At 39.0% G+C, this 21,807-nt stretch carries 18 protein-coding genes; 5 read left to right on the top strand and 13 right to left on the bottom strand.

Translation table 11 applies throughout. The features are described from left to right. Nucleotides 1-69 precede the first annotated feature (69 nt). Both DS891_RS15360 and DS891_RS15355 read right to left on the bottom strand, forming a co-directional pair. On the bottom strand, nt 70-840 hold the full coding sequence (locus tag DS891_RS15360) for an amidohydrolase (RefSeq protein ID WP_174170262.1): 771 nt from the start codon (nt 838-840) through the stop codon (nt 70-72). Continuing rightward, complete coding sequence (locus DS891_RS15355) at nt 828-1,967, bottom strand: methionine aminotransferase (protein ID WP_174170261.1); 1,140 nt, start codon at nt 1,965-1,967, stop codon at nt 828-830. The genes DS891_RS15360 and DS891_RS15355 overlap by 13 nt, the downstream gene beginning before the upstream one ends. Nucleotides 1,968-2,069: 102 nt before the next feature. Here DS891_RS15355 and DS891_RS15350 point away from each other — a divergent pair, with 102 nt between their 5' ends. Genes DS891_RS15350 through DS891_RS15340 form a run of 3 tightly spaced genes read left to right on the top strand, consistent with a single transcriptional unit; the run spans nt 2,070 to nt 3,906 of the window. Further along, a complete protein-coding gene (locus DS891_RS15350) occupies nt 2,070-2,684 on the top strand; it encodes a methylthioribulose 1-phosphate dehydratase (protein WP_174170260.1) in 615 nt (204 codons plus the stop codon). Next, nucleotides 2,681-3,367, top strand: a complete 687-nt coding sequence (gene mtnC / locus DS891_RS15345) for an acireductone synthase (protein ID WP_174170259.1) — start codon at nt 2,681-2,683, stop codon at nt 3,365-3,367. Before DS891_RS15350 ends, mtnC begins: the two co-directional genes overlap by 4 nt. Then, nucleotides 3,364-3,906 carry an acireductone dioxygenase gene (locus DS891_RS15340; RefSeq protein ID WP_174170258.1) on the top strand — a complete coding sequence of 181 codons (543 nt, stop codon included), beginning with the start codon at nt 3,364-3,366 and terminating at the stop codon, nt 3,904-3,906. The genes mtnC and DS891_RS15340 overlap by 4 nt, the downstream gene beginning before the upstream one ends. Before the next feature lie 357 nt (nt 3,907-4,263). Here the strand turns inward: DS891_RS15340 and DS891_RS15335 are convergent, their stop codons facing one another. The 3 genes from DS891_RS15335 to DS891_RS15325 all read right to left on the bottom strand — a co-directional run bounded on the left by DS891_RS15335 (nt 4,264) and on the right by DS891_RS15325 (nt 8,090). Then, entirely contained in the window at nt 4,264-4,536 is a 273-nt protein-coding gene (locus tag DS891_RS15335; RefSeq protein ID WP_174170257.1) for a hypothetical protein, read from the bottom strand. Nucleotides 4,537-4,599: 63 nt separating this feature from the next. Continuing rightward, nucleotides 4,600-6,678, bottom strand: a complete 2,079-nt coding sequence (locus tag DS891_RS15330; protein WP_174170256.1) for a hypothetical protein — start codon at nt 6,676-6,678, stop codon at nt 4,600-4,602. A gap of 1,037 nt (nt 6,679-7,715) precedes the next feature. Continuing rightward, complete coding sequence (locus tag DS891_RS15325; protein ID WP_010606862.1) at nt 7,716-8,090, bottom strand: hypothetical protein; 375 nt, start codon at nt 8,088-8,090, stop codon at nt 7,716-7,718. 200 nt (nt 8,091-8,290) lie between these two features. Here DS891_RS15325 and DS891_RS15320 point away from each other — a divergent pair, with 200 nt between their 5' ends. Together DS891_RS15320 and DS891_RS15315 are read left to right on the top strand one after the other, a co-directional pair. Then, nucleotides 8,291-9,766, top strand: coding sequence for a winged helix-turn-helix domain-containing protein (locus DS891_RS15320; protein WP_174170255.1), 1,476 nt, complete (start codon nt 8,291-8,293; stop codon nt 9,764-9,766). Beyond that, nucleotides 9,757-10,425 (top strand): hypothetical protein, encoded by a 669-nt coding sequence (locus DS891_RS15315; protein WP_174170254.1) that lies wholly within the window; start codon nt 9,757-9,759, stop codon nt 10,423-10,425. The genes DS891_RS15320 and DS891_RS15315 overlap by 10 nt, the downstream gene beginning before the upstream one ends. A 91-nt stretch (nt 10,426-10,516) precedes the next feature. Here DS891_RS15315 and DS891_RS15310 read toward each other — a convergent pair whose 3' ends face one another. From DS891_RS15310 to DS891_RS15275, 8 genes are all read right to left on the bottom strand, one after another. Next, the gene (locus DS891_RS15310) at nt 10,517-13,366 is read right to left on the bottom strand and encodes a pitrilysin family protein (protein ID WP_174170253.1); all 2,850 of its coding nucleotides are present in this window, start codon (nt 13,364-13,366) and stop codon (nt 10,517-10,519) included. Nucleotides 13,367-14,212: 846 nt separating this feature from the next. After that, the gene (locus tag DS891_RS15305; protein WP_010606865.1) at nt 14,213-14,683 is read right to left on the bottom strand and encodes a hypothetical protein; all 471 of its coding nucleotides are present in this window, start codon (nt 14,681-14,683) and stop codon (nt 14,213-14,215) included. Nucleotides 14,684-14,759: 76 nt separating this feature from the next. Next, nucleotides 14,760-14,993, bottom strand: coding sequence for a hypothetical protein (locus DS891_RS15300; RefSeq protein ID WP_010606866.1), 234 nt, complete (start codon nt 14,991-14,993; stop codon nt 14,760-14,762). A 312-nt stretch (nt 14,994-15,305) separates the two neighbouring features. Further along, entirely contained in the window at nt 15,306-16,703 is a 1,398-nt protein-coding gene (locus DS891_RS15295; RefSeq protein WP_174170252.1) for an alpha/beta hydrolase-fold protein, read from the bottom strand. Nucleotides 16,704-16,801: 98 nt separating this feature from the next. Then, on the bottom strand, nt 16,802-18,412 hold the full coding sequence (locus DS891_RS15290) for a serine hydrolase (protein ID WP_174170251.1): 1,611 nt from the start codon (nt 18,410-18,412) through the stop codon (nt 16,802-16,804). 42 nt (nt 18,413-18,454) lie between these two features. Then, nucleotides 18,455-18,883: a GNAT family N-acetyltransferase gene (locus DS891_RS15285; RefSeq protein WP_174170250.1), complete on the bottom strand. Its 429-nt coding sequence runs from the start codon at nt 18,881-18,883 to the stop codon at nt 18,455-18,457. 164 nt (nt 18,884-19,047) lie between these two features. Next, entirely contained in the window at nt 19,048-20,541 is a 1,494-nt protein-coding gene (locus DS891_RS15280; protein WP_174170249.1) for a hypothetical protein, read from the bottom strand. A gap of 171 nt (nt 20,542-20,712) precedes the next feature. Continuing rightward, the gene (locus DS891_RS15275) at nt 20,713-21,768 is read right to left on the bottom strand and encodes a helix-turn-helix transcriptional regulator (RefSeq protein ID WP_010606871.1); all 1,056 of its coding nucleotides are present in this window, start codon (nt 21,766-21,768) and stop codon (nt 20,713-20,715) included. Nucleotides 21,769-21,807: the final 39 nt, after the last annotated feature.

The raw sequence follows: 21,807 nt of genomic DNA, 5'->3' as shown, positions 1-21,807 counted from the left end.
TGAGTTTCGAGTTAGAACATGCCCAACTAAGCCTTTTAGTTGGGCATGTTATGCCTGTACCAATGTGTATTATGCCAGCGTAAATTTATCCGCATCGAGATGGGCTGGAAATTTAGCTTTATACTGCTGCAAATCGCTCAGCTTTAGCTTTACGGTAATAACTTCTGCTTGGTCATCTGCTGCCGAAACAATGCTATTACCATTGAAGTCAATCGCTTTAGTACCACCATTATGCGCAGTGCCATACCCATCTTCACCTACGCGATTTACCGCAAGCACAAAGCACTGATTCTCGATTGCGCGAGCAGCCAGTAAGGTATCCCAATGATTTCGGCGTGCCGCTGGCCAGTTTGCAATATTAACCATAACCTCATAATCGGTCTGATTGCGCTGAAATACTGGGAAACGTAAGTCATAGCAGATCTGCGGTAAGAATTTAATGCCTTTTAATTCGAACACTTCACGGTGCTCACCAGCAACGACAAAATCGCCTTCATTACCCAAACAGAATAAGTGTCTTTTGTCATAATGAAGTATCTTTCCATCCGGCTGGCACCACACCATACGGTTAGCCTTTTTATCTCCTTGCGGAACCAGTACGCTGCCCGCTACAACAGCTTCAAAGCACTGAGCACATTGCTGTAAAAACTCGATGGCTGCATCAGCATAGCGCTCAGCATCCGGCTCTTTTACGGCGAAGCCGGTAGCAAATGTTTCTGGTAGCAAAATTAAATCGCTTGGCTCGACATTTTCTAGCAAACGTTCAATATGGGTAAAGTTGGCCTCAGGTGAAAGCCACTGGATATCTGTTTGAACAAGGGTAACGGTTAAAGTTGACATAAGCGTTTTGCAGCCTCTTCTAATGTCTGATTTTCCTTAGCAAAGCACAATCGAATGACCTTGTCTTCAGGTGCTTGTTGGTAAAAAACGCTGAGTGGCACTGCCGCAACCCCAACCTCTTCCACCAGATAGTGACAAAAGGCAACATCATCAAGATCAGAAATTTCACTGTAATCCAAAAGCAAAAAATAAGTCCCTTCACTTGGTAATAGCGTAAATCGGCTTGACGCTAACGCCTTAACCAGTACATCGCGTTTTTGTTGATAAAACCCACTCAGCTCATCAACGTGCTCAGGGTGTTCAGCAAGCATATCAGCCAATGCAAGTTGTGCCGGAGTGAAACTTGAGAACGTTACATACTGATGGATTTTTCTAAACTCAACAGTCATTTGCTTTGGCGCCACACAGTAACCCATTTTCCAGCCTGTACTATGAAAGGTTTTACCAAAGCTAGAGATCACAAACGCACGCTCAAACAATGCAGGATCAGTTAATGCGCTCAGATGGGGCAAACCATCAAAGGTAATATGCTCGTATACTTCATCACTGATCAATAACAAGTCATGCTGATTTAGCAGCTGTTTTAGTTGCTCTAAATCTGACGGCTTCAGCGTTTTAGCCGACGGGTTATGCGGTGTATTGATGATAATAGCACGGGTATTTGGGTTGATACTCTCTGCGACTTGTTGCCAATCAATTTGGTAATGTGGCGCGGTCAATGCAATATGTACGGCTTTTCCGCCAGCAAGTTCAATTGCAGGCTCATAGGAGTCATAAGCCGGATCGAATACAATAACTTCGTCCCCTTCAGATACTATTGCCTGAATTGCCACGAAGAGTGCTTCCGTTGCACCGGAGGTCACCGTGATCTGTTCTTGTCCTGAAACACTCACCTGATAACGACGCTCAATTAATGCCGCAACTTGTGCTTGCAAGCTCGGTATGCCGGCAGAAGGCGAATACTGATTTTGACCTTCGCCAACATAGTGACTCAATTGTGACTTTAGGTAATCAGGCGCATCAAACTCCGGAAAGCCTTGCGATAAGTTGATCGCACCATGCTCGTTCGCTAATGCCGTCATTTGGCTAAAGATACTAATTCCAACCTGAGGTAACTTACTTTTCACTGCAACACTCTCTTTCTTATGGTGCTAATCGTGAGTGGATGCTATCATTGCTCAAAATAGATGTATAGCCGTCCAAACGCATTTAATTTATAGGTGTTAACTATGCACACACAAGCCGCAAAACTCGCGCTTATCGACGCAGGAGCTTGGGTTGCTCAGCAAGGCTGGGTTCCCGCGACTGGTGGTAATTTCTCTATCAAAACAGACTCTGGCTTTGTTGTCACGGCCAGCGGCTTTGATAAAGGTAAATTAACACCAGAACAATTTCTGGAATTAGACGCCACAGGCACCATCATTGCCGGTAGTGGCAAGCCTTCAGCCGAAACCGCATTGCACCTAAAATTATATGATTTATGTGCGGGTGCACAGTGTGTATTACACACGCATTCCGTAGCTGCGACTGTGTTATCACGGCTTATTCAAGGCGATCAATTTCAGATCCGTGGTTATGAAATGCAAAAGTCACTGTCTGGCATTCAATCTCATGAAGAAACCCTATCCATTGCTATTTTTGATAACGATCAGGATATAAAGAGACTAGCACAGCGGGTGGCGCAATCTCATCAAACTACACCAGTTGTACACGGTGTATTGATCCGAGGTCACGGGTTATACGCCGTGGGCCGCACAGTGCAAGAAACTCGTCGTCATATTGAGGGCTTAGAGTTTTTATTTGCCTGCGAATTAGAACGCATTAAATTGGAGGGGCGCCAATGATCAAAGCCATTTTAACAGATATTGAAGGGACAATTACCCGTATCTCATTTGTTAAAGAGATACTATTCCCGTATGCCGCTGCGCATTTACCGCAATTTATTCGCGACCATCAGCATGACACCGCCGTTGTCGAGCAAATTAGTGCCGTCAGAGCAGAATTGGATAATGCCAACGCTGATATTGATACCGTGATTGCCGCGCTACTTGAGTGGATCGCCGCAGATAAAAAAATCACGCCATTAAAACAGCTACAGGGTCTCGTTTGGCAGTTTGGCTATACAAACGGCGATTTTACCGGACATTTGTATGAAGATGCCTACCAATTTTTAACACAACAAAAAGCGAATGGCCGCGACCTCTACGTGTATTCGTCGGGTTCAGTGAAAGCGCAGCAGCTACTGTTTGCGCACTCAGACTATGGTGATATTCGCCCGCTATTTAGTGACTACTTTGATACTAAAGTGGGTGCCAAGCAGGAAATTTCGGCGTATCAGCATATTATTGCAACCCTACCGTATGAAGCGGAGCAAATCCTCTTTTTAAGCGATATCGTTGCCGAGCTAGACGCGGCAAAGGCCGCTGGCATGCAAACATTACAACTGTTTAGAGATGCACAAGCAACATCACCTGAACATCCAGTTATATCAAGCTTTGACCATTTTGATGAAGGGGCATTTTCATGAGTCAACTGACTATCTACCAGGTACAGAATCCAAGCCAAGCTTTACAACAAGAGCAAGACGCAAACATCATCGCATCTTTGCTCGCAGAGCAAGGCGTACGCTTTGAACAATGGCAGACTAGCACCGATATCACAGCTGAAATGTCACAAGACGACATTATTAATGCCTACCTGAGCGATATTGAAAGATTAAAGGCGCAAGGCGGCTATCAAACTGTCGACGTGATTTCACTTGCAAAGGGCAACCCTAGTGCCTCGGAGTTGCGACAAAAGTTTCTTTTTGAGCATACTCATAGCGAAGATGAAGTGCGTTTTTTTGTTAAAGGACAGGGGTTATTTTGCCTGCATTTAAACGACAAAGTTTATCAAGTTTTATGTCAGCAAGGCGACTTAATCTCAGTACCAGAAAATACGCCTCATTGGTTCGATATGGGTAGCGATCCAGAATTTACTGCCATTCGCCTGTTCAATAATCAAGAGGGCTGGGTTGCGAAAAGCACGGACTCTGACATTGCAAAGCAGTTTCCCTTACTTGATTAATCCAAGTCTGAATACTCACAGTATTAACGAAGCACTGTGAGTACTTGCTTACTCATGCTAGGCTCACAACCTTCAACAAAATACACACCAAATTCCATCATCAGATTTTACCTCATGACTCATTTCAATATTTGTATTACAAGAGCAAGTAAACCAACATGGCACTGACATAATAGGTAAACTCTTGGAGAGGCCTGACTTTCAATCTACGTTTCCGTTGATATGAACGTTTTCACTTATCAAAACTAAGTCCTTAAAATGCGCATACTCTCCCTAAAACGCGTTAACTTTTTGTACCTAACTGCAAGAAAGCCTCCTTATCAACTAATCGGCTCGACATTTGATTAAAATACAAAATTATTTAATTTCTTTGAGCGCGCTGATGATTAAGTTTATTGATGTTTGCTGCTGATACTGTTTCAAAAGTAAATACATCACCGTTATCGCTGTATACCCAAATAACACAGATTTATACATGTATGGAAAGTAGTTTAAAAATACAGAGAGAGCAAGATACAAGAAAACAAACCCCGTGACTTCAATTTTTTTCTTCCGTTCAACCTTATTTGCTTGTTCTAATTGCTTAATAATTTCATCTAATTCTATTGATTTCGATTCTTGTTTTTCCATAATAATACCTTTTAAAGTTTGATTCGCTTATTGTTTTCTTGGTTTAGGTTAAATAAGACGACACTATAGTTTAAAGCTCGGAAAGGCCGAAGTAATTTCTTTGTATAGTATCGGGTTGCTATTTTGATACGCAGCAACCCTTTGTTTGTGACTTGATTCAATAGGGGCTCCCGCGTAGAGCAGCTGAGAGATATAGAAAAAGCTGTCATTCAAACTCATATTATTCCCAGCAGCTAACTCCATGGCACTTGCCCCATTTTCAACCTGCTCTAGTGCAAAGTCTAAGGCATCTAGCCCATAGGGATCTGGCTTGACTGAAACCTTATGTCTCAGCAAATATGTCATGATTTTTGGAGTGCGTAATAAAACGGCATAGAGCAACGCATTGCGACCTAGTGGGTCAACAAAATGTAAATCCAAGTCATATTTAACGAGCGCCTTAATTAGTGGAAGGTTGTGCGTTCGCACTAAATTTAATATTGTTTGGGGACCTAGCCGTGCCCCTTTTTCAAGTAATCTAGTTATTTCATCGATACTGGCATTTGTCGAAATGGCCATGGTCAATAAAGCGTTTAGCATTTCTTGCTGCTCTATTTGCGCATTTTGTTCAGTCATATGATCTGCAGCTTGCTGCCAATTACCTTTTTGTGCCAGCGTAAAGGCTTCTGTGATCGCCTCTTGTAACTTGGCTTGCTTTGCCTTTTCTTCATCGCTTAACTGCGCTTGTTGTTCGGTGTGTCTCGCCAGCAAAGCTTTTAATTGTTCATAACGATAATTGTCTACTGCCATTTTGTTCAGCAAATCAGGTTCTTGCCCCAAAACACGGACTATCATGCTTGGATCAGTATTCTGTTCAGTGACTGTAGTAACCAAACTCTCAGCTGACTGTTTTATCTCTTTAACATTAACGGCCTGTAACTGCTCATTATTTAGCTGTTCATATGCGTGCTCACGATTAAATACTAGCTGTATTTTTGCTCGCCCGACAGAGTGAAAGCAGGGATGGGCTTTAGACAACTTTTCAGGAGCTACTATGTCTGATAAAACGGCGCGATATAATTTATCGACACCCGATTCAATCTCATCTTGCCATTCTGACGGTATTGCATTTTCTACGTGTTGAAGCTGGGTCTTATATTGCGCGAGAGTACCATCAGAGAGCCAGTGAAGAAGCCTCTTACTACTAAGTTCGTTCGAAGGGCGCACCCCATTTGCTAGTAATAAAAGAATGATAGACTCTACTTCATCAGCTTTGTCTGTAGGTGCTGGTGAGAGTAAATCGAGGGCATTATTCGAAAATGGGTCAGCAATTGCTGGACTTCCTTCTTTAAGCCAAAATGCAGTTAATTCAGAGTTAATTGCAGCAATAGCAACATTTGTTAGTGATGTATAATGCTCTAACTCATCGTCATACCAAACTTCACTGGGTGTTAGTCCGCTTGCATCGAGTAACTGGGCCATAAGGGTTGGAGCGATACCTAGCTGCGTGGCTGTAACCAAGTCTTGATATGTCACCAAAATACCGTTTGAGGTAAGCTCTGAAATAACGTTGGAATTGTCACCTTGAAGTTGCGTCAATATGAGACTCACAGGTGTGTCGTAGACAGAAACACGCTTGCTGGCTTGTATTTGATTTTGCTGATAGGCGGTTATTAACCCTTTGATGTCTTGACTTCTAAGGTAGGCCCAGAACATATCAGCCTGTCGCTGAGATAAAATACCATTAGCGTAGTGAGGGATTGCATCTACCGATTGGTAATACTTCGATTCAGGCCTTAGCATTCGACCTCTAAGTATACCTAGGCCCGCAGCTTTTGAAATATAATCTAGCTGATTTTCGCCTAATCCCTGATGCTGCATAGAAGAAAACATATATTGAATACGCTGCTCAGCTAGAGCTTGCCAGCTTACCATATCATCAATATCACTTGCATAGTCATTACACATCACACTGAGCGTTTCTTCTGGCTGAGTTGCAACACTTCCCGAGCTTGTATGCTGATATTGTCCAATGTTATTTGACTGCAACGGCTCACGAGTTATTACATTTTCCTCGATGTTGTCAAAGGCGAGGTATGTCCAATAAAGGCAGAGCAGTACTAACAATGTAGCGCTTGCAATTAAAAGTGACTTTTTACTCAATATTTTGCTCCTTGCATTAATATATATCGTCAGCACTGGTACGATGTATAGGCGCAAAATGTGCTCCTATACATCACCCCAAGCGCCAGCGCTATTACTAGAGTTACCCCCCTTCCCACGGATATAGTGTCCGCATTGGATATGGCTTATGGCTTATGACCTATCACGTCAATTCTTTCTACGGCAGTGACATTTTGGGTAGCTACGAGCACTATAAAGCTCAATACAAGCGTTTTTATTTTCACCTTATTTACTTGTTACGGTTTGTATGTATTTGACTAACTTTTTATAGGCGTTATAAGCATCAAACTTGACACACCAATACCTATAATAATTGAGTGGGTCTTCAACAATAGAGAGATGCCATCACAAAAATACACTTATAAAGAAGAAAGTAAAACTTCCAAAAAAAAACAAAATAACAATTATTTTCAACACCTTATTACAAAAAATCATGAGCAAATAACAAATTGGTAAGAACTTGATTATCGGGTTTAGAAATTAAAATTTTTATAAAGAAATTCAAAGCATGGAGTTAAATATAACAACCCACTGAATTAACAAACACTTTAACGACTTAGACTTTCACATTACTGAATAAGACATAAATAAAAAATTTTTAATAGAACTTATTAGGCTGCCACTTACCGCTATATCAATAAAAATTATCAAAGTAAGTTATTTATCCCGACTTTAAGGCCAACTTGATTAATTAAGTACCCTATTATGAGGTGATAAAACATTGTCGATAACACGGCTACCGCGTCCTGTTGCCTCCAAGGTATCTACATCCATATAAGCAAGGCAAAATTTTTCTACTTAGTTGTTCTCAATCAGAAGTTTTTAACATAGTTAGCGTCAGGTTTGCTCCTTCAGATTGAGCAAGTATTAAGACAAATTGGTATAACTCACAAATGCAACACTCTAACCAAAATAAAGCAACCAGCATCGTTTTTTAAATATAACGGTAACTGCTTAAGACCTATACACTTTACGGTCGATAGTTTACCCATTACATCGTGAACTCGATATCTATCTCACTTGCGCATAAAATACTCACAACCTTCAACAAAATACACGCCTATATGGTTATCACGATAAGCGTGATTATATTTACCAAAAAAATCTGCTTGAAACTTAAATCCAGCGTTATCCAACTCAATCAAAAGTTTATCCACCACATCCCAAGACATTGTCAGCGGTGAAAAAAGCAGAGTATTAGTGTGCATGCCGGTAGGAATTTCAGCCTCAGAGGACGATATAATTAAGCTATCTGTCGCATCAATAAACAATTGTTCAAACACCTGAGGGGGGCAACTTGCAACTATATGGATGTAGGTTTTTTGCGAGTGAATAGAGTGGCAGCTGCATAAGGCCAGTACAACCACACCGATAATGAACCATCCCTTCATTAGCTACTTTACCTTACTTCAAATTCTCTATAGTAAAGCAGCTTATCCCTAAAGCTGAAACGAAGGTTTTGTGACCATGCAATAATGGGAAACTATTAATTTCTAATGATATAAGCAATAACAGCTGAATATTATTTTGAAATCTTTGATAATATCGAAATTTGTATATCCGCCTTTTTGATTACTAACTTGGTATTTTCATGGTTCTTGAAGCAACACAATCAAAGTATATTGATATAGGATGTTGGCAACTTAATACGGCAACACAAACCATCAACAACAAACACGAGCGCAAAGAACTTGAGCCTCTGCTGTTTAAAACACTTATGTATCTCATTGGTAACCAAGAGCGGATCATTACGCGGCAGGAACTGGCTGAACATGTTTGGCAACTTAACTTTGTCGACGACAATACAATTAACCGAGTCATTTTCGAGTTAAGAAAGCAGTTGGCTTGTGATCTGCAACCTCAACCAACGATCAAAACCCACTATCGCAAAGGCTACAGTTTCACGATACCGGCACCTGAACCGATTGAGCTATCTAGTAAGACATCTGACACCACAGGAAACAGCGAAGCAAGCAAGTCTTACCGAGTGCGAATACTCTGTGGCACCTTAATTGCGCTCGCCGCTTTGATCACCGTGCTATATTTCGTCACAAAGCAAACTCTCCAGATAAAAAGTGCACCTCAGCCACAGCCATCCGCTGAGATTTTCCATAATCAAATACTATCTTGGTATCGAGGTCATCATGGCAAACTGTACAACTCACCGGATCAACGTTACCTAGCCTATAATTTTAAAGCTGATACCAATGAAGTTGGGGCGTTAGGGGAGGTGAGGCTCATGGATCTTACTACCCAACATGAAAGAGCACTTAGCCTGCCGAATGGCAGCAACATTTTAGGTTGGTCGGCTGACAGTACATGGGTTTATTATTTATACCGATCTGAAGGGGAAAACCCTATCTGCGAATACCGCCGCCACCAGTTATCTCCAAAAACAGGCGCTCATGACCAGTTACTCTTTCGCTGTTCTGGCGGCCTAATTAACGCACTGTTTGATTTTGGAAAAGACCATCTGATATACAGTCGACGAGGCTATTTAGACGTACCAAACCTAGGTGCTATTTATAGCTATAATATGGAAAAACAACAAGAAACTAGGATCACAACACCGAATAACCATGGTTTTGGGGATCAGCTTTTAGCAATTATCCCTGAGTCACACCAGCTAATTTTTACTCGTAATATCGGTGATAAAGTCGAGCTACTGGTGACCACTTCAACAGGGCAAAAGACCTTAAAATTGGCAGAGTTCCCGCATTTGCTATGGGCTGCGAACTGGAATACTAAACAAAAAAGTGTGCTGTGGTTTGATCACAACACCAGTGAAATCAAACGCTATTCCATGCAAAGCTTAACGGAGCTGCCTGCCGTAAAAGTTGCGGTCGAGCCCACCTCGTACATTTTGCCAATGTCAGAAAACCAATTGCTCATGACGACCTACGGCTACGACCATGACAGCTATGTCATCGATCTTAATACGGGTAAATCAACCCTCTTTGCCAAACCGAATATTTACGAAGTAATTATGGCTTACCTTGGGGATAATGAATTTGCCTACAATGATTCCATTTTCAAAGATCTGGAATCTTACGGGTCATGCATATAGACTCAAGCCATCGATATTCACCCATAGCGGCATTAAGTTCGGGCTACTCCATTATCGACTCAGATCCAAGCAATCAGCAAATTCTCGTCAAACATGTCGCCAACAAACAAACTGAAGTGAGAGATTGGAAGTCTCTTGATGTGCTAATAACTCTGTCCGATAACGAACAGAATGGTGGTACTCGGCTTGGCGGAAATAAGGTTGCTCAACTGCGGGCTCACAAGGTAACTGATGACAAAATTATTGAGGTTACTTTTCTGAATGGCAAAAATAACAAAATCATTACGGTTGATGACATCGTGAGTATTGATTGGTACGACGACCATCACCTAGTAACCTTATCAAGTAACCGGAATATTTCGTTACTGAATATAGAAACGGCTCAAGTGACCCCTTTGATATCCGGATCCGAGCTTGCAAACCGCACCAATGAAGTAAAAGTAAGACCAACGATCACCGCCTCCAATGGTGCAATCTACCTCTATAATCGGCAATACGTATATAAGCTTGACGCAAATCAACAAATAACAACCATCTTAGATATCAAAGCCAGCGTGAATGCCGAATCTAGCATTTACTACCTTGATGCTCATGCTGACAAGTTACTGATTTCTTACCTCACGAGATACCACAATGAGATAAAGTTATATCACCGCTAAGCAGGTAAAGCTTACCGACCGATAGGCTTATAACGAAAAATGGCGAGCTCTATAAGCTCGCCATGGTTGGGATCCTTTCTATTACACTAACCTACTGAATAGTCAGTTGCTTTACAGTGAAGCCTTTACCCTCAAGCTGCTTGCTTAGCGTGTTGGTGTCACCAACTACAACATAAGTCATCTCGGCTGGAGTAAAGTACTTGCTCGCCAGCTGATTAAGCTCTTTTTTGCCAACTGTTTCAATTGTTTTAGCTCGGACATCAACAATATCAGCATCAACATTATGAGTATGCATCATCGCAAAGAAGTTTAATTTTGCCGCTGGTGTTTCGTATTTCAGCGCATCTCTTTGCGCGATCGAATTTCTTGTGAATTGAATTTCTTCATCAGTTAATCCGTGCTCACTAATCTTGCTAAGCTCTTGTTGGATTTCTGTCAGCGCATCAGCAACGTTTGCTGCATTAATGCCTGAAGCGAGGACAAACTGACCGGCATCACCATATCCAGAGAAGTGTCCTCCGATACCATATGTATATCCTTTGTTTTCACGCAGGTTTTGATTCACTCGACTGTTAAAGCTGCCGGAGAAGGCAAAGTTCATGATTTGACTTTTAAAGTGCTCCGCAGCTAAATCTTCCGCAGCGGCATGGCGAGCAACACGGATCTGGACCTGAGGTGCATTCTCTTTATGTACCAAATACACGATATTACTATCGAGGGGAGCAAATTTAGGAAGCGCCATGTCCAGCTCACCTTTTCCTTGCCACTGTGATAGCGCACTAGTTAATGCCGACATCAATTTCGACTGTGCAACATCGGATACAATTGATAATTTACTACCTTGTGGACGTATCTGCTGCGCATAAAATGATTTAACATCTGCAAGTTCAATAGTCGCAAGCTCTGCTTGAGACGGCAACCAAGGTTTACTGTAGTTTCCTTCTTGATACATCACCTGAGATAATGCGCTATCTGCCAGAAATTTTGCGCTATCGCGTTCAGATTTACTATATTCTGAAACCATGCTTTTAACTCGCGCGAAGTCCGACTCCGAAAACTTTGGTTGTAACAACTTTTCTGACAAGATATCTAGTGTCGCGGTTAAGTTCTTACTTAATGTGGATAGCTTAATCTCAATATATTCAGACTTCGCTTCGAATGCGATCTCAGCACCTAATTTTGCCAATTGCTGTGCCAGCTCTGACGGCGTACTCTGTGTTGTAGCTTGACCCAACATTTCCACCGTTAAAAGTGCGACCCCTGCATTATTTTCAGGGTCATATAAACGACCAGCTGGGATCTGAAGTAGCAATGTTGTGGTTGGCGTTTCGGTATCAAACGCTCCTAATACGTCTATGCCATTATCAGTTTTAACTTGCCATAAGTCTGGCAATGTAATTGCTTTTGCAACACCTGCCTGCGGTTTAATGCTGCGGTCAAAACTATCAGTAATCGAGGGAAGTTGTACTTCGTCTCGTACTTCCTCAGTTGCTTTAGGCTCATAAAACTTCGGCGTATAGTTGTCTTGCTGCGCGATAAGTTCTGGCTTTCCTTTTGGTACAATACTCAATACAACATTCGCCTTATTAGCAACATATTGCTCAAATACACGTTTTATATCTCCAACTTTCAAAGCTTTAACATTTTTAAGCTGTTGAGTTAGGAAACCTGGATTCTCATGGAAAGTCTCAAATTTAGCCAGCATAGAAACTTTACCCTCCACGCTCTGCAGCGCTCTCACAATCTCTGCTTCTCTTTTAGTGATAAAAAGATCAACATCTTCTTGGGTAATTTTATTTTGAATATAATCTGCAACTAACTCATCAATGCGCTTATCTAAGCTAGTCAGTGTCTCACCACTCACCGGATGAGGAAGTGCACCAAAAGCCATTTGACAAGATAGTTCAAAGCATTGATGCCATGCAAATGCCGCTACCGCTTTTTGTGTATCAACCAATTCGCGATATAACACTGAGCTTTCACCTTGCCCTGCAAAATAACCAATCGCATCTAACGCAGCTTCGTCTTTATGCCCCATATAAACCGTTGAGTACACTTTTCTAAGCATCGGTAGTGATACATTATCTTCATAAGAAACGTAACGAGACTCAACTAATGTACCGGGTTGCTTTGCAGCATCTGAAACAGTCTCCCCTTTTGGAATAGAGCCAAAGTACTTCTGTACAAGTGGTAAAACCTCATCTGGAGTTACAGCACCACCAATAGTCAACGTCGCATTATTAGGCCCATACCAACGTTTAAAAAAAGCTTTCAAATCATTTGAATTCGCACGATTTAAATCAGACATATAGCCAATCGGCATCCATGAATAGGGGTGACCATAGTCATATAGCGCTTGGTGCAGCTTTTCTAAAGCTTGCCCATAAGGGACGTTGTCGTATCGCATCATGCGCTCATTTTTTACCGCGGCGCGTTGTATCTCAAACTTTTCTTGAGTAATACCTTGAGCAAAGAATCCCATACGGTCCGCTTCTAACCAAAGCATCTTCTCCAGTTGATTTACTGGCACTGTTTGGAAGTAATTTGTTCTGTCTGTACTGGTTGTTGCATTTAACTTACCACCTGCTTCCGTCACTATTTTAAAGTGCTCTTCGTCAGCTACATGCTTTGACCCTTGGAACATCATATGCTCAAATAAATGTGCAAATCCTGATTTGCCCATTTCTTCACGTGCAGATCCAACATGGTAAGTTACATCTACATGAACTAATGGGTCTGAATGATCTTCATGAAGAATAACTGTCAAACCGTTATCGAGTTCAAACTTTTGATAAGCGATCCCAATATCACCGCCCTCAATGTTTTTTTGTTCCATTAATGTTGCACCAGCGTACTTTGACGCATCAGAAGATTGAAATTGACTACAACCGTTCAATGTTGCGGCCATGATGACTGCGATTGCAACTTTGTTTAAAAGCATAAAAAATCCTTACATTTATTTTATAATTTGGCGTTTATCTCGTATGGAACAAAGCTAGAAGCGTTCAGCGTTCCCCGTTGTTGGCGACAAGATTACAAGCCAAAGAAATTTAAGTCGCTTATCGAGTCATCATGAATTTATTTATTTTTATTAGCTATAAAATCAAATAGTTATAAATATAATGAAATTATTTTTAGCCTTTGGAACAACAAATAGTGAAGTGTTAGATAACGATAACAATGCGAATATGTCGTTTTATACCTACAGCATTAAGCCTATAAGCCATTTCGGAGTACGGAAATAGCTCGCGAATTCAGATAATAAATCCATCAATCATGATTAAAGGGTGAGAAAGCATCAATTGCTTGTTGGTGGTACTCTGTAATCGCCAGAAGATAAGAGCAGATACCAAGTTAAGGCTTGTTTACGCAATGAGTTTTATAGGGTGATAGAAACAAGCTAAAAGTGAGTCATAGTACAATAGTATTCGATGTCATTATTTGACTGAAATCGCCCACTCAACAGTGCATAAACGAAAACGACTTGCAGCTAAATGCACCAATCCCCCATTGCGTTTGTTGAGTTAGGATTAGAAAAAGGTGGAGCCCTGAATAGATAACGGGCACTCAATACGAGGCCCAGAAAATGTTCAGGGTTTAGACAACAAGCGGTTATATTCGATGAATTAGGCAAAAGCAGCCTAATTTTGCGAGCGATGCACTTCAAACTTGAATTCGCGACTGTCATCTTGTGAATACTTTCAATCATTTCAAAAGTAAACTCACCTTAATCGGCCTAGTCGAAAAATGCGTAACACTTACCATTTTATGAATCATAATCAATAAATTACCTTGCTTCTTCCTTATTTTTATCAAAGTGTCCGACTGTTTGCTTATTTACCGTTCTATATCCGAAAAAACATAACAAGCCAACTAGCAACCAAGTAATACCAATGGATAAGACAATGTTGCTTGTTTTGTCAGGATAGCGAAAATACAATTGAATAGGTAAAACGCCTCGGATAATGCATACAAACGCAATTAGATAAATACAAAACCTCGATAAAGGAAGTTTGCGCAATAGCCCTGCACCAGATAATGCATACAACCCAAGCACCATGAATATCGCAGACACTAGAGTTGTTCCGATTGGGGCTAGTAGAGTCCCTTTCATTGCAGACTCGATAATCTCGGGGGGAGCCATCTGTGATGAATAACACTGAGGTCCAAAGTAAATACAAGAAAGGTGCGCTAGTGCCGTGCTGAAGAAAATAGTAGCTCCTATAGCCAATAAGATAACACCTTTTTTAGCACTCATAATATTTCACCCTTTCTTATTAATAAAATTTAAAATAATCAATATAAAAATTAAAAAACATCAACTTATATACACTTTACTTTTCCAACCTACTTCCAGAAGGATAAAAAACATAAAAGTAAATACCTACCCCACCTACACAATATGCTATAAACACTACAATTAATGGAAACAAATTATCACCATTATTGTAGTTCGGCATCATAAAAAATAGAAAAGTAGCAATTGAAAGTGCAAACAAAAAATAAAAGGTAATTTTAGATTTTCCTTTATCTTCCACACTCTTTCTTTTAGAACTACCTTTAATCATGTATAACCCCTATTACCGTTGAATCAACATTGTAAGACGATGTTTATCTTTAGTTGTCCAGCCGTTATTGATACCATTTCAGGCCTCTCCGCTCGTTGAACACACTCTGAGTTCAAGCCCAGGCACCTTTAAACTACACTGTCAATTATGGTTTGTGTATTGATTACCTTAAACTGAATGATCTAACACCTTTTTAGGGTCTTGTTATCATATAGTCATGAACACCAAGTGCAGAACACGGTCAGCTTCTCCAAATAATCACACTAGCATATATTCCTACGACGTCTTTTCCCATTTGATTAAGTTTCGATTTCATAGCTTACTTTGCTGTAATACTTTCGCGCTTAGTTTTTTAACTCTCGCAATATTTCTTTTTTCTATGTTTATAAATTCTTGGTCATCTCCCTCTATAGACAACTCCAACGCTTTTCTATATGCAAGCTTAGCCAAGTCATACTCTCCTCCTTTTTCATATGCTTCACCCAAACTATCAAATCCATTTATCGAATTAGGAAAATAGCCAACAACAAACTTTAACAGCTCAATAGCTTCTCCTACTTCATCACTATTTAAACGATCGTAAGCTAATGATATTAAGATAGATTCATCTAAATCATCAGCTTTAGACGTTGAACTCGAAATAGCTGACAATCCTCCTTTCATCCAATTCCCATATATATGAAATGATTTCCTACTCAAAACAGAATCAGGGTAGTAGTGATTTGAAAGGTTCAAAAGTAGATTCGCCATACTGTAATCTTTTGTTCTAGACATACAGAATGAAGCCATTCCTAGGAGAGAGTTTTCTCTTGGTATAATAGGGTAGCCTATTCTTTTTGATAAATTTTCATAATGCAATATAACATCTTCAAAAGAACGACCAGAAATAAATTCCTCAGTAAGAGAAAGTCCATTGTATAACCAACTCAAACCCTGAATCATCCCACTCAAACTAGTTGTATTGTGATCAGAATATTTCAAAATTTCAGCTCCCCAATACAAATTACCTGAGACATTACTTTTGAATATATTAACGACGTGGTTAAATTCTTTTGTAATTAGAGAGTGCTCTAGCCCTCCTAAAGAGAAATAGATTGCTCCCTCATTAACTCTTGAATTAGTGAAGTACAGCTTTAACTTCTTACTAAATTGCTTAGCATGGTGAAATGCAGGACTAATTGCAATGTGTCCATTGTAGCCAGTAGGGTTTTGCAAAAACAAGTATGATACAAATAGGCCAGCCATTGAGTGCCCAGCTATAAACTTGGTATTGTTTATCCTGAACTTTTCACTTATAAATTGCGTGACTTCATCTCTTATAAATTTTTCGTGCTTTTTTGCTAATTCGGAAATGGTATATGACTCTGAGTTTAGAAAAGGAAGGTTCTCATTAAAGTAATTATCCTTACTAGGCAGACCAACCACAATCATTTCATGAATTTGATTTTTTGATGCAAGGAAGCTTGCAATCTCTGTCGCCAATATATGGTTTTTCTCTGCATTTAAAACATATAAGACAGGGTACTTCCTTTTTTTATCCAACGCGTAACTTTTAGGCAAACTAACTAGTATTACTCTATTTTCGTTATGTGAAGCTGAGTAGTAATTAAACTTTTCACTTACCACTTCGTAATTTGAAAATCCCTCATTTGATACAGCAACATTACAAGATAGAATTAACAAAATTATAAAAACAACAATACGTTTCATTTAAAAACCTTACACAATTATCTCTTGAGAACCAACCCGAAACCACAAAGATTAAAATTAACACACCATCAACTAAAAATATAAAAACAAAGTTAAAATCACACTTTACCTTTATACGACCTTAAATAAAATCCAACTAGTATCAAAATCATTAAACCAGGGCAAAAATACTGTTTTAATAAGATTTTCTGATAAAGCTTTTTTGCCTGCTTGTTATTAACCTCAATAGATAAGGCTTTTTGTAGGTTTTCTTTTGCACCTTCTTTATTACCTCTTTCAATCTGTATTTTGGCCAGGTTTACATAAGGTATTGGCGAGTTAGGGTTCATCTTAATGGCTTTTTCAACCCAGCTTTCCGCGATTAATAAATCATCATATTTAGCAGCTGTTGCTGCTTGTATAAAAAACAACTTAGGTGTTTTAATGTCAATTAGCTCACCAACATCATTTACTTCAATTTCTAGTGGCTCATGGAGATCAGAAATAATAAATCGGTTATTATTCAAGTAACTAAGTTCAAATTTTCCCGTTCCCCAATCAACAAATAAAGTCTCATTTTTGAAGTTGATGCTAACTAAAAGCCCATTATCTAAAGCAATGCTTGCATTATTAAATCGATATAGTTCAGGGATCTGTTTTTTATCAGCCTCTTGTTGTGTTTCAGTAATCAAACTCGGTTTCGAATGCTGTTGACCCTTCGAAATAGAAATAATGCCGCTGAGCATTTTATGAATTGACTTGGCAGAAACCGTGTGTTCCAAATATGTATCAGTACGTAAAACCACCACCATATCTAGAGAAGGGTAAACAGCTAAAGTATGCCCTCCATTCCCTCTGGCACTAAAACTACCATCTTCTTCAACCCACCACATAAGGCCGAAATAAGGAGGGTATTTATCACCCATATTCGTGTTGCTTATAGCGCTAGTGCTTTTAACAACCCACTCATGAGGAATCAACTGTTTGCCATTCCAAACCCCACCTCTAGCATATAATAAACCAAACCTAGCTAAGTCGCGGGATGACATCCTAATCTGAAAAGCTGAATGTTCAGACTCAGCCTTTACATAATATCCGTCTGTAACTCGGTAATCTTGCATCTGTAAAGGGGCTGCCAATTGAGTTGCAATTGACCCAAGAATTTCCTCTCCAGTAATTTTCGAAAACAGAGTACCTGCAACATTAAAATCCCAATTGTTATACCACCAATACTTGCTTGGCTTATAACTACCTCTAGCTGGCTTGTTTAATCTCATTTCATTATTTTCGGCGGCTGCAGGAAGGTAGACTCCAGACCGAGACGATATAACATCAAAAACCTTTGCTGATAGTTCTTGATCAGTCAGCAATGAGTTATCATTACAGTTTAGATCTGCAAGGCTTGCTTGAAAGTTGATAGAACTAGAGTGAATCCCATATAGTGCACTCAATAAGCTCTTTCTAATCGAATGTATAGGAAACCTTCGGTCATTCTCCCCCCAATCTATAGCAATGGCGCCATCTTTAACTACTAAAAGCGCTGAGAAGGACTTCTTATTGTAAAACTTTTTAATTTTATCTAATCGCTCTAAAGTAAAGCCAGCCTGTTCTGGAGATTTGTAATGAAGCCAAGTAACATCTGGGTATATTTCAGCAGCAAACAAATAACTTGAAACAAAAAAGCTAATAAAAACAAAACCAAAAAAATTAAATATTTTAGTTTCAAACATTGCACAAGCCACCATTAAAACCCCAAATAAAAAACATTTTTATTATAAAAACTTGCACATACCAAAACCTAACTGACTACCATCCCTTTCTAAATATCCATATTTTTTGTAGAATGTTTCTTTACCATTTGCGGAAAAAAGTCCTACTGTAGCTCCAGCGTTTGCATTTTCTGATAAATACATCTCAATTTTTTCCATTAACAAATTTCCAACTCCCATACTTTGATATTTAGGGTCGACAATTACGTCTTGAATGTAATAAAACATAGCTCCATCACCAATCACTCTTCCCATTCCTATAAGCTTTGAATCTAATCTTGCAACGACATGAAACAAGGTGTTTGCCAATGCTTTTGAAGCTGTCTTTGTATCTTGTTTTTCCCAACCTACGATACATCGTAAATCAATAAACTCCTTTACTTTTGGCGCGTTATGTTGAATTCTCACATCTAAAATCGATCTTTCTTTCATAAAAATATAATCGCTCACTTAATTTTATAAAACCAAACACAAAAGCAGAATTTTAAATTCATGACGAGCCACCTACTTCACTTAAAAAGGACTAACACATTTAAAAATCAACTTATCTCAACACCACACTAAAAATAAAAATTATAAATTCAACAAAGTTAGTTCTATAAACTACTTCCTTTCCCTAAAACAAATTCTTCCCATAACAATTTCTGACTTTTAGTAGCTAAGCTATCTCTGAGCAGTTTCCTACCATTATATTTCAGCCCCATTAATTTCGCGGCGTCATAAAATGGAATAACATTAGGAACTGTTACATAATCCTTAAACTCTAAGGCTATTGATTCTCCATATAATTTACTTACTGATTTATATAGCTCATTCAAATTCATCTCTTTTCCACCTCTTGGATAGTTTTGTAGTAAATATCTCCACAGCTCATCTAAATTTCGTCTCCCTTCACTTTTGGCTCGGATTTTGAAATCAAGAGTAAGAGCTGCAATCATGCCCCCCCAATAAACAGTGGTAGATTTATCAGACTTATCAGCACCAGCACTAATCAGAGTTAACTTTCCATCGGCTTCAGCTTCATATTCTTTCATTCTATATAAAATACCATCTAAAAATTCAGACTCATTTTTTATACCTATTCTTAATAGTGCAAGTTGAGAAGCATACTCAGCTCCAAACCCCTCATTAAACCATTCATATAATGCGGACTTATCACCTTTATCATCAACTTCTAACTGATTGAATGCGAAACCGTGAAACAGCTCATGAGCAACTAGCCGTGAAATACCCAAGGGGATTTTGCTACTTTTATCTAAAAGTTTTTTGTCAGCTGGACCTACCGATATTGATATTGCTTTGCCCATGACCTCCCCTCCTCCATCATTACGATCTGAAACTATAAGAACCATTCTAGATTTTAAAGGTGATTGATATTGAGCTCCGTAATATTGAAAAAATTGGTCAACTTTCTGATTTATATCGTCAACCATTTTACGAGTATATTCACCTGAAAAAGCCGTTCTTAGTTGTACATTTCCTACTTTAAAAGAACCTTGAGTATGCTCACCCGCAAAGAATGCTGAGTTTTGCAGATCACCCGTCCCCTCCACGTAGAATTCAGTTGTACTATCATTAACACTTTCCCAAGGAGTAGTAATGGCCCAAGAATTGGGGGTTTCAAATTTTATATTTACTTTTTTACTTGGCTTCCCTGCAATAAATAGAGCACGTCCAGCCCACATTACACCATCTTCTGTTGCATAAGCAGCTCCATTATCACCAAATTTTATCTTAGGAATTACTGTGTCGTGTCCTAAAACGACATCATATGACAAAGTAATCTTTCCATTTTCGTATCCAATTAGTTCCCATTTACTATTTTCAACCTCAGAAATCTGAATAGTTTCTCCATCTGAATTTAATACTGTGAGGTTTCTTACAAATCCTCCCCAGCCATTTTTCAAACCATGAACATTTTGCTCATTCATGGAAATAACATGACCATGTGGGAAAAGAACTGCTTTAACTTTCGCTATTCTGGGGTTGTTCTTAGTGATAAAAACAGTGTAATGATCAGCTAATGCTGGAGGTGAAAAAAGCAAGGTGTAAAAAGCAAAGGAAAGTGTAACGGCTATAGTTTTGAACATATAAAACCTACAAAATAGTGTTTATCTTACGACTAGCATTGAAGCAGCCTTCAATTAGCATTGGAGACGGCTGGTGCACTTGGTAGTCAAATCGAATTTACAACACTATCCGTTTTTTAATTAGTTCTGTCTTCCCAAATCATGATTTGGGACTAAATAGGACCGGTTAACTCACTGTTTTTGTGAACTTCGGTATTTACTAGGAGTCATTCCTACCGTAGATTTGAATGTACTATAGAAAACAGATTTTGAGTTAAAACCTGAATCAAAAGCTATTTCTAAGATACTTTTGTGAGATTCTTGTGGCAGAACAATTTGTTTCTTAACTTCATTGACTCTCATGTTGTTAATGAATTCACAAAAGTTATAACCTGTGGCAAAATTTATAGACCAAGAAACGTCTTTCAACTTAAAACCTGTTTCATTCGCAACTTCTATTAGTGATAACCTTGGCTTTTTATAAAGCTCTTTTTCTAATACTACTTTTGTAATATCTTCACATAATTGTTGTGCTAATTTTAAGTTAGATTGTTGTTCACATTCTAAAACTTTCACCTTCAAGTCTTCATAGGGAACCATATCATCAAATAGCTCAGGTTGATGAGCAGTTTTAACTACTAGAAAACACATCAAAAGCAGCGCCACCAATACATCAATAAAATACCAACCAGCCTTTATCTCAATGGCGTTAAATGGCTGCAAATTTAACCTTAAAAGATCTACTAGAGCAAAGATAAAGAAAACATAAATTATCTTGTTAACCCAATCTAACTTTAATGACAGTGCGTCAGAGCGGACGGCCATTGATATGGAGTGATATCGCTTTATTAGCTTTAAAGAAGCAATTAAGTAGGTAATTTGACTAAATGTAGCAATCAAAATAATAAGCTGGACATGTTGCGTGAAGGGTAATGCTAAAATTGCAGGTGCCACATGCAGAAACTTTAATTTAGAAGCTATAGGCTTTTCATTAATTATCCATCTAACTAAAAAGTAGACTATTGGCCCTTTAATTAGTGTAAAAATGGGAGTTACTATATACCCATCTTGACCTCGTGTTTCTTCATATAAATTAAATATCATTAAGATAGAATAATATATGAAAAGAAATAAGACGCCTCGATATCTATCCATTTTCCAGACTAAAATCACTCCTAACACCGAAACCACTGTAAAAACTATTTGCAAGATGTTTACTGGCTGCAACTGAACGGTTTGTGAAAACATCGATTCCCTTATTAATTTATATAATCGGTAGTGCCTATT

Origin of the sequence: Pseudoalteromonas sp. JC28, from assembly GCF_013319255.1 — a bacterium.
Classification (GTDB): Bacteria; Pseudomonadota; Gammaproteobacteria; order Enterobacterales; family Alteromonadaceae; genus Pseudoalteromonas.
Note: the sequence above shows the minus strand (reverse complement) of the source record. Positions and strands in the feature narration are given on the sequence as shown.

Excerpts from the sequence above, each read along its gene's own strand:
- DS891_RS15360 (WP_174170262.1), bottom strand. The coding sequence starts at position 840 with ATGTCAACTTTAACCGTTACCCTTGTTCAAACAGATATCCAGTGGCTT.
- DS891_RS15350 (WP_174170260.1), top strand. The coding sequence starts at position 2,070 with ATGCACACACAAGCCGCAAAACTCGCGCTTATCGACGCAGGAGCTTGG.
- mtnC (WP_174170259.1), top strand. The coding sequence starts at position 2,681 with ATGATCAAAGCCATTTTAACAGATATTGAAGGGACAATTACCCGTATC.
- DS891_RS15340 (WP_174170258.1), top strand. The coding sequence starts at position 3,364 with ATGAGTCAACTGACTATCTACCAGGTACAGAATCCAAGCCAAGCTTTA.
- DS891_RS15335 (WP_174170257.1), bottom strand. The coding sequence starts at position 4,536 with ATGGAAAAACAAGAATCGAAATCAATAGAATTAGATGAAATTATTAAG.
- DS891_RS15325 (WP_010606862.1), bottom strand. The coding sequence starts at position 8,090 with ATGAAGGGATGGTTCATTATCGGTGTGGTTGTACTGGCCTTATGCAGC.
- DS891_RS15320 (WP_174170255.1), top strand. The coding sequence starts at position 8,291 with ATGGTTCTTGAAGCAACACAATCAAAGTATATTGATATAGGATGTTGG.
- DS891_RS15315 (WP_174170254.1), top strand. The coding sequence starts at position 9,757 with ATGCATATAGACTCAAGCCATCGATATTCACCCATAGCGGCATTAAGT.
- DS891_RS15310 (WP_174170253.1), bottom strand. The coding sequence starts at position 13,366 with ATGCTTTTAAACAAAGTTGCAATCGCAGTCATCATGGCCGCAACATTG.
- DS891_RS15305 (WP_010606865.1), bottom strand. The coding sequence starts at position 14,683 with ATGAGTGCTAAAAAAGGTGTTATCTTATTGGCTATAGGAGCTACTATT.
- DS891_RS15300 (WP_010606866.1), bottom strand. The coding sequence starts at position 14,993 with ATGATTAAAGGTAGTTCTAAAAGAAAGAGTGTGGAAGATAAAGGAAAA.
- DS891_RS15295 (WP_174170252.1), bottom strand. The coding sequence starts at position 16,703 with ATGAAACGTATTGTTGTTTTTATAATTTTGTTAATTCTATCTTGTAAT.
- DS891_RS15290 (WP_174170251.1), bottom strand. The coding sequence starts at position 18,412 with ATGTTTGAAACTAAAATATTTAATTTTTTTGGTTTTGTTTTTATTAGC.
- DS891_RS15285 (WP_174170250.1), bottom strand. The coding sequence starts at position 18,883 with ATGAAAGAAAGATCGATTTTAGATGTGAGAATTCAACATAACGCGCCA.
- DS891_RS15280 (WP_174170249.1), bottom strand. The coding sequence starts at position 20,541 with ATGTTCAAAACTATAGCCGTTACACTTTCCTTTGCTTTTTACACCTTG.
- DS891_RS15275 (WP_010606871.1), bottom strand. The coding sequence starts at position 21,768 with ATGTTTTCACAAACCGTTCAGTTGCAGCCAGTAAACATCTTGCAAATA.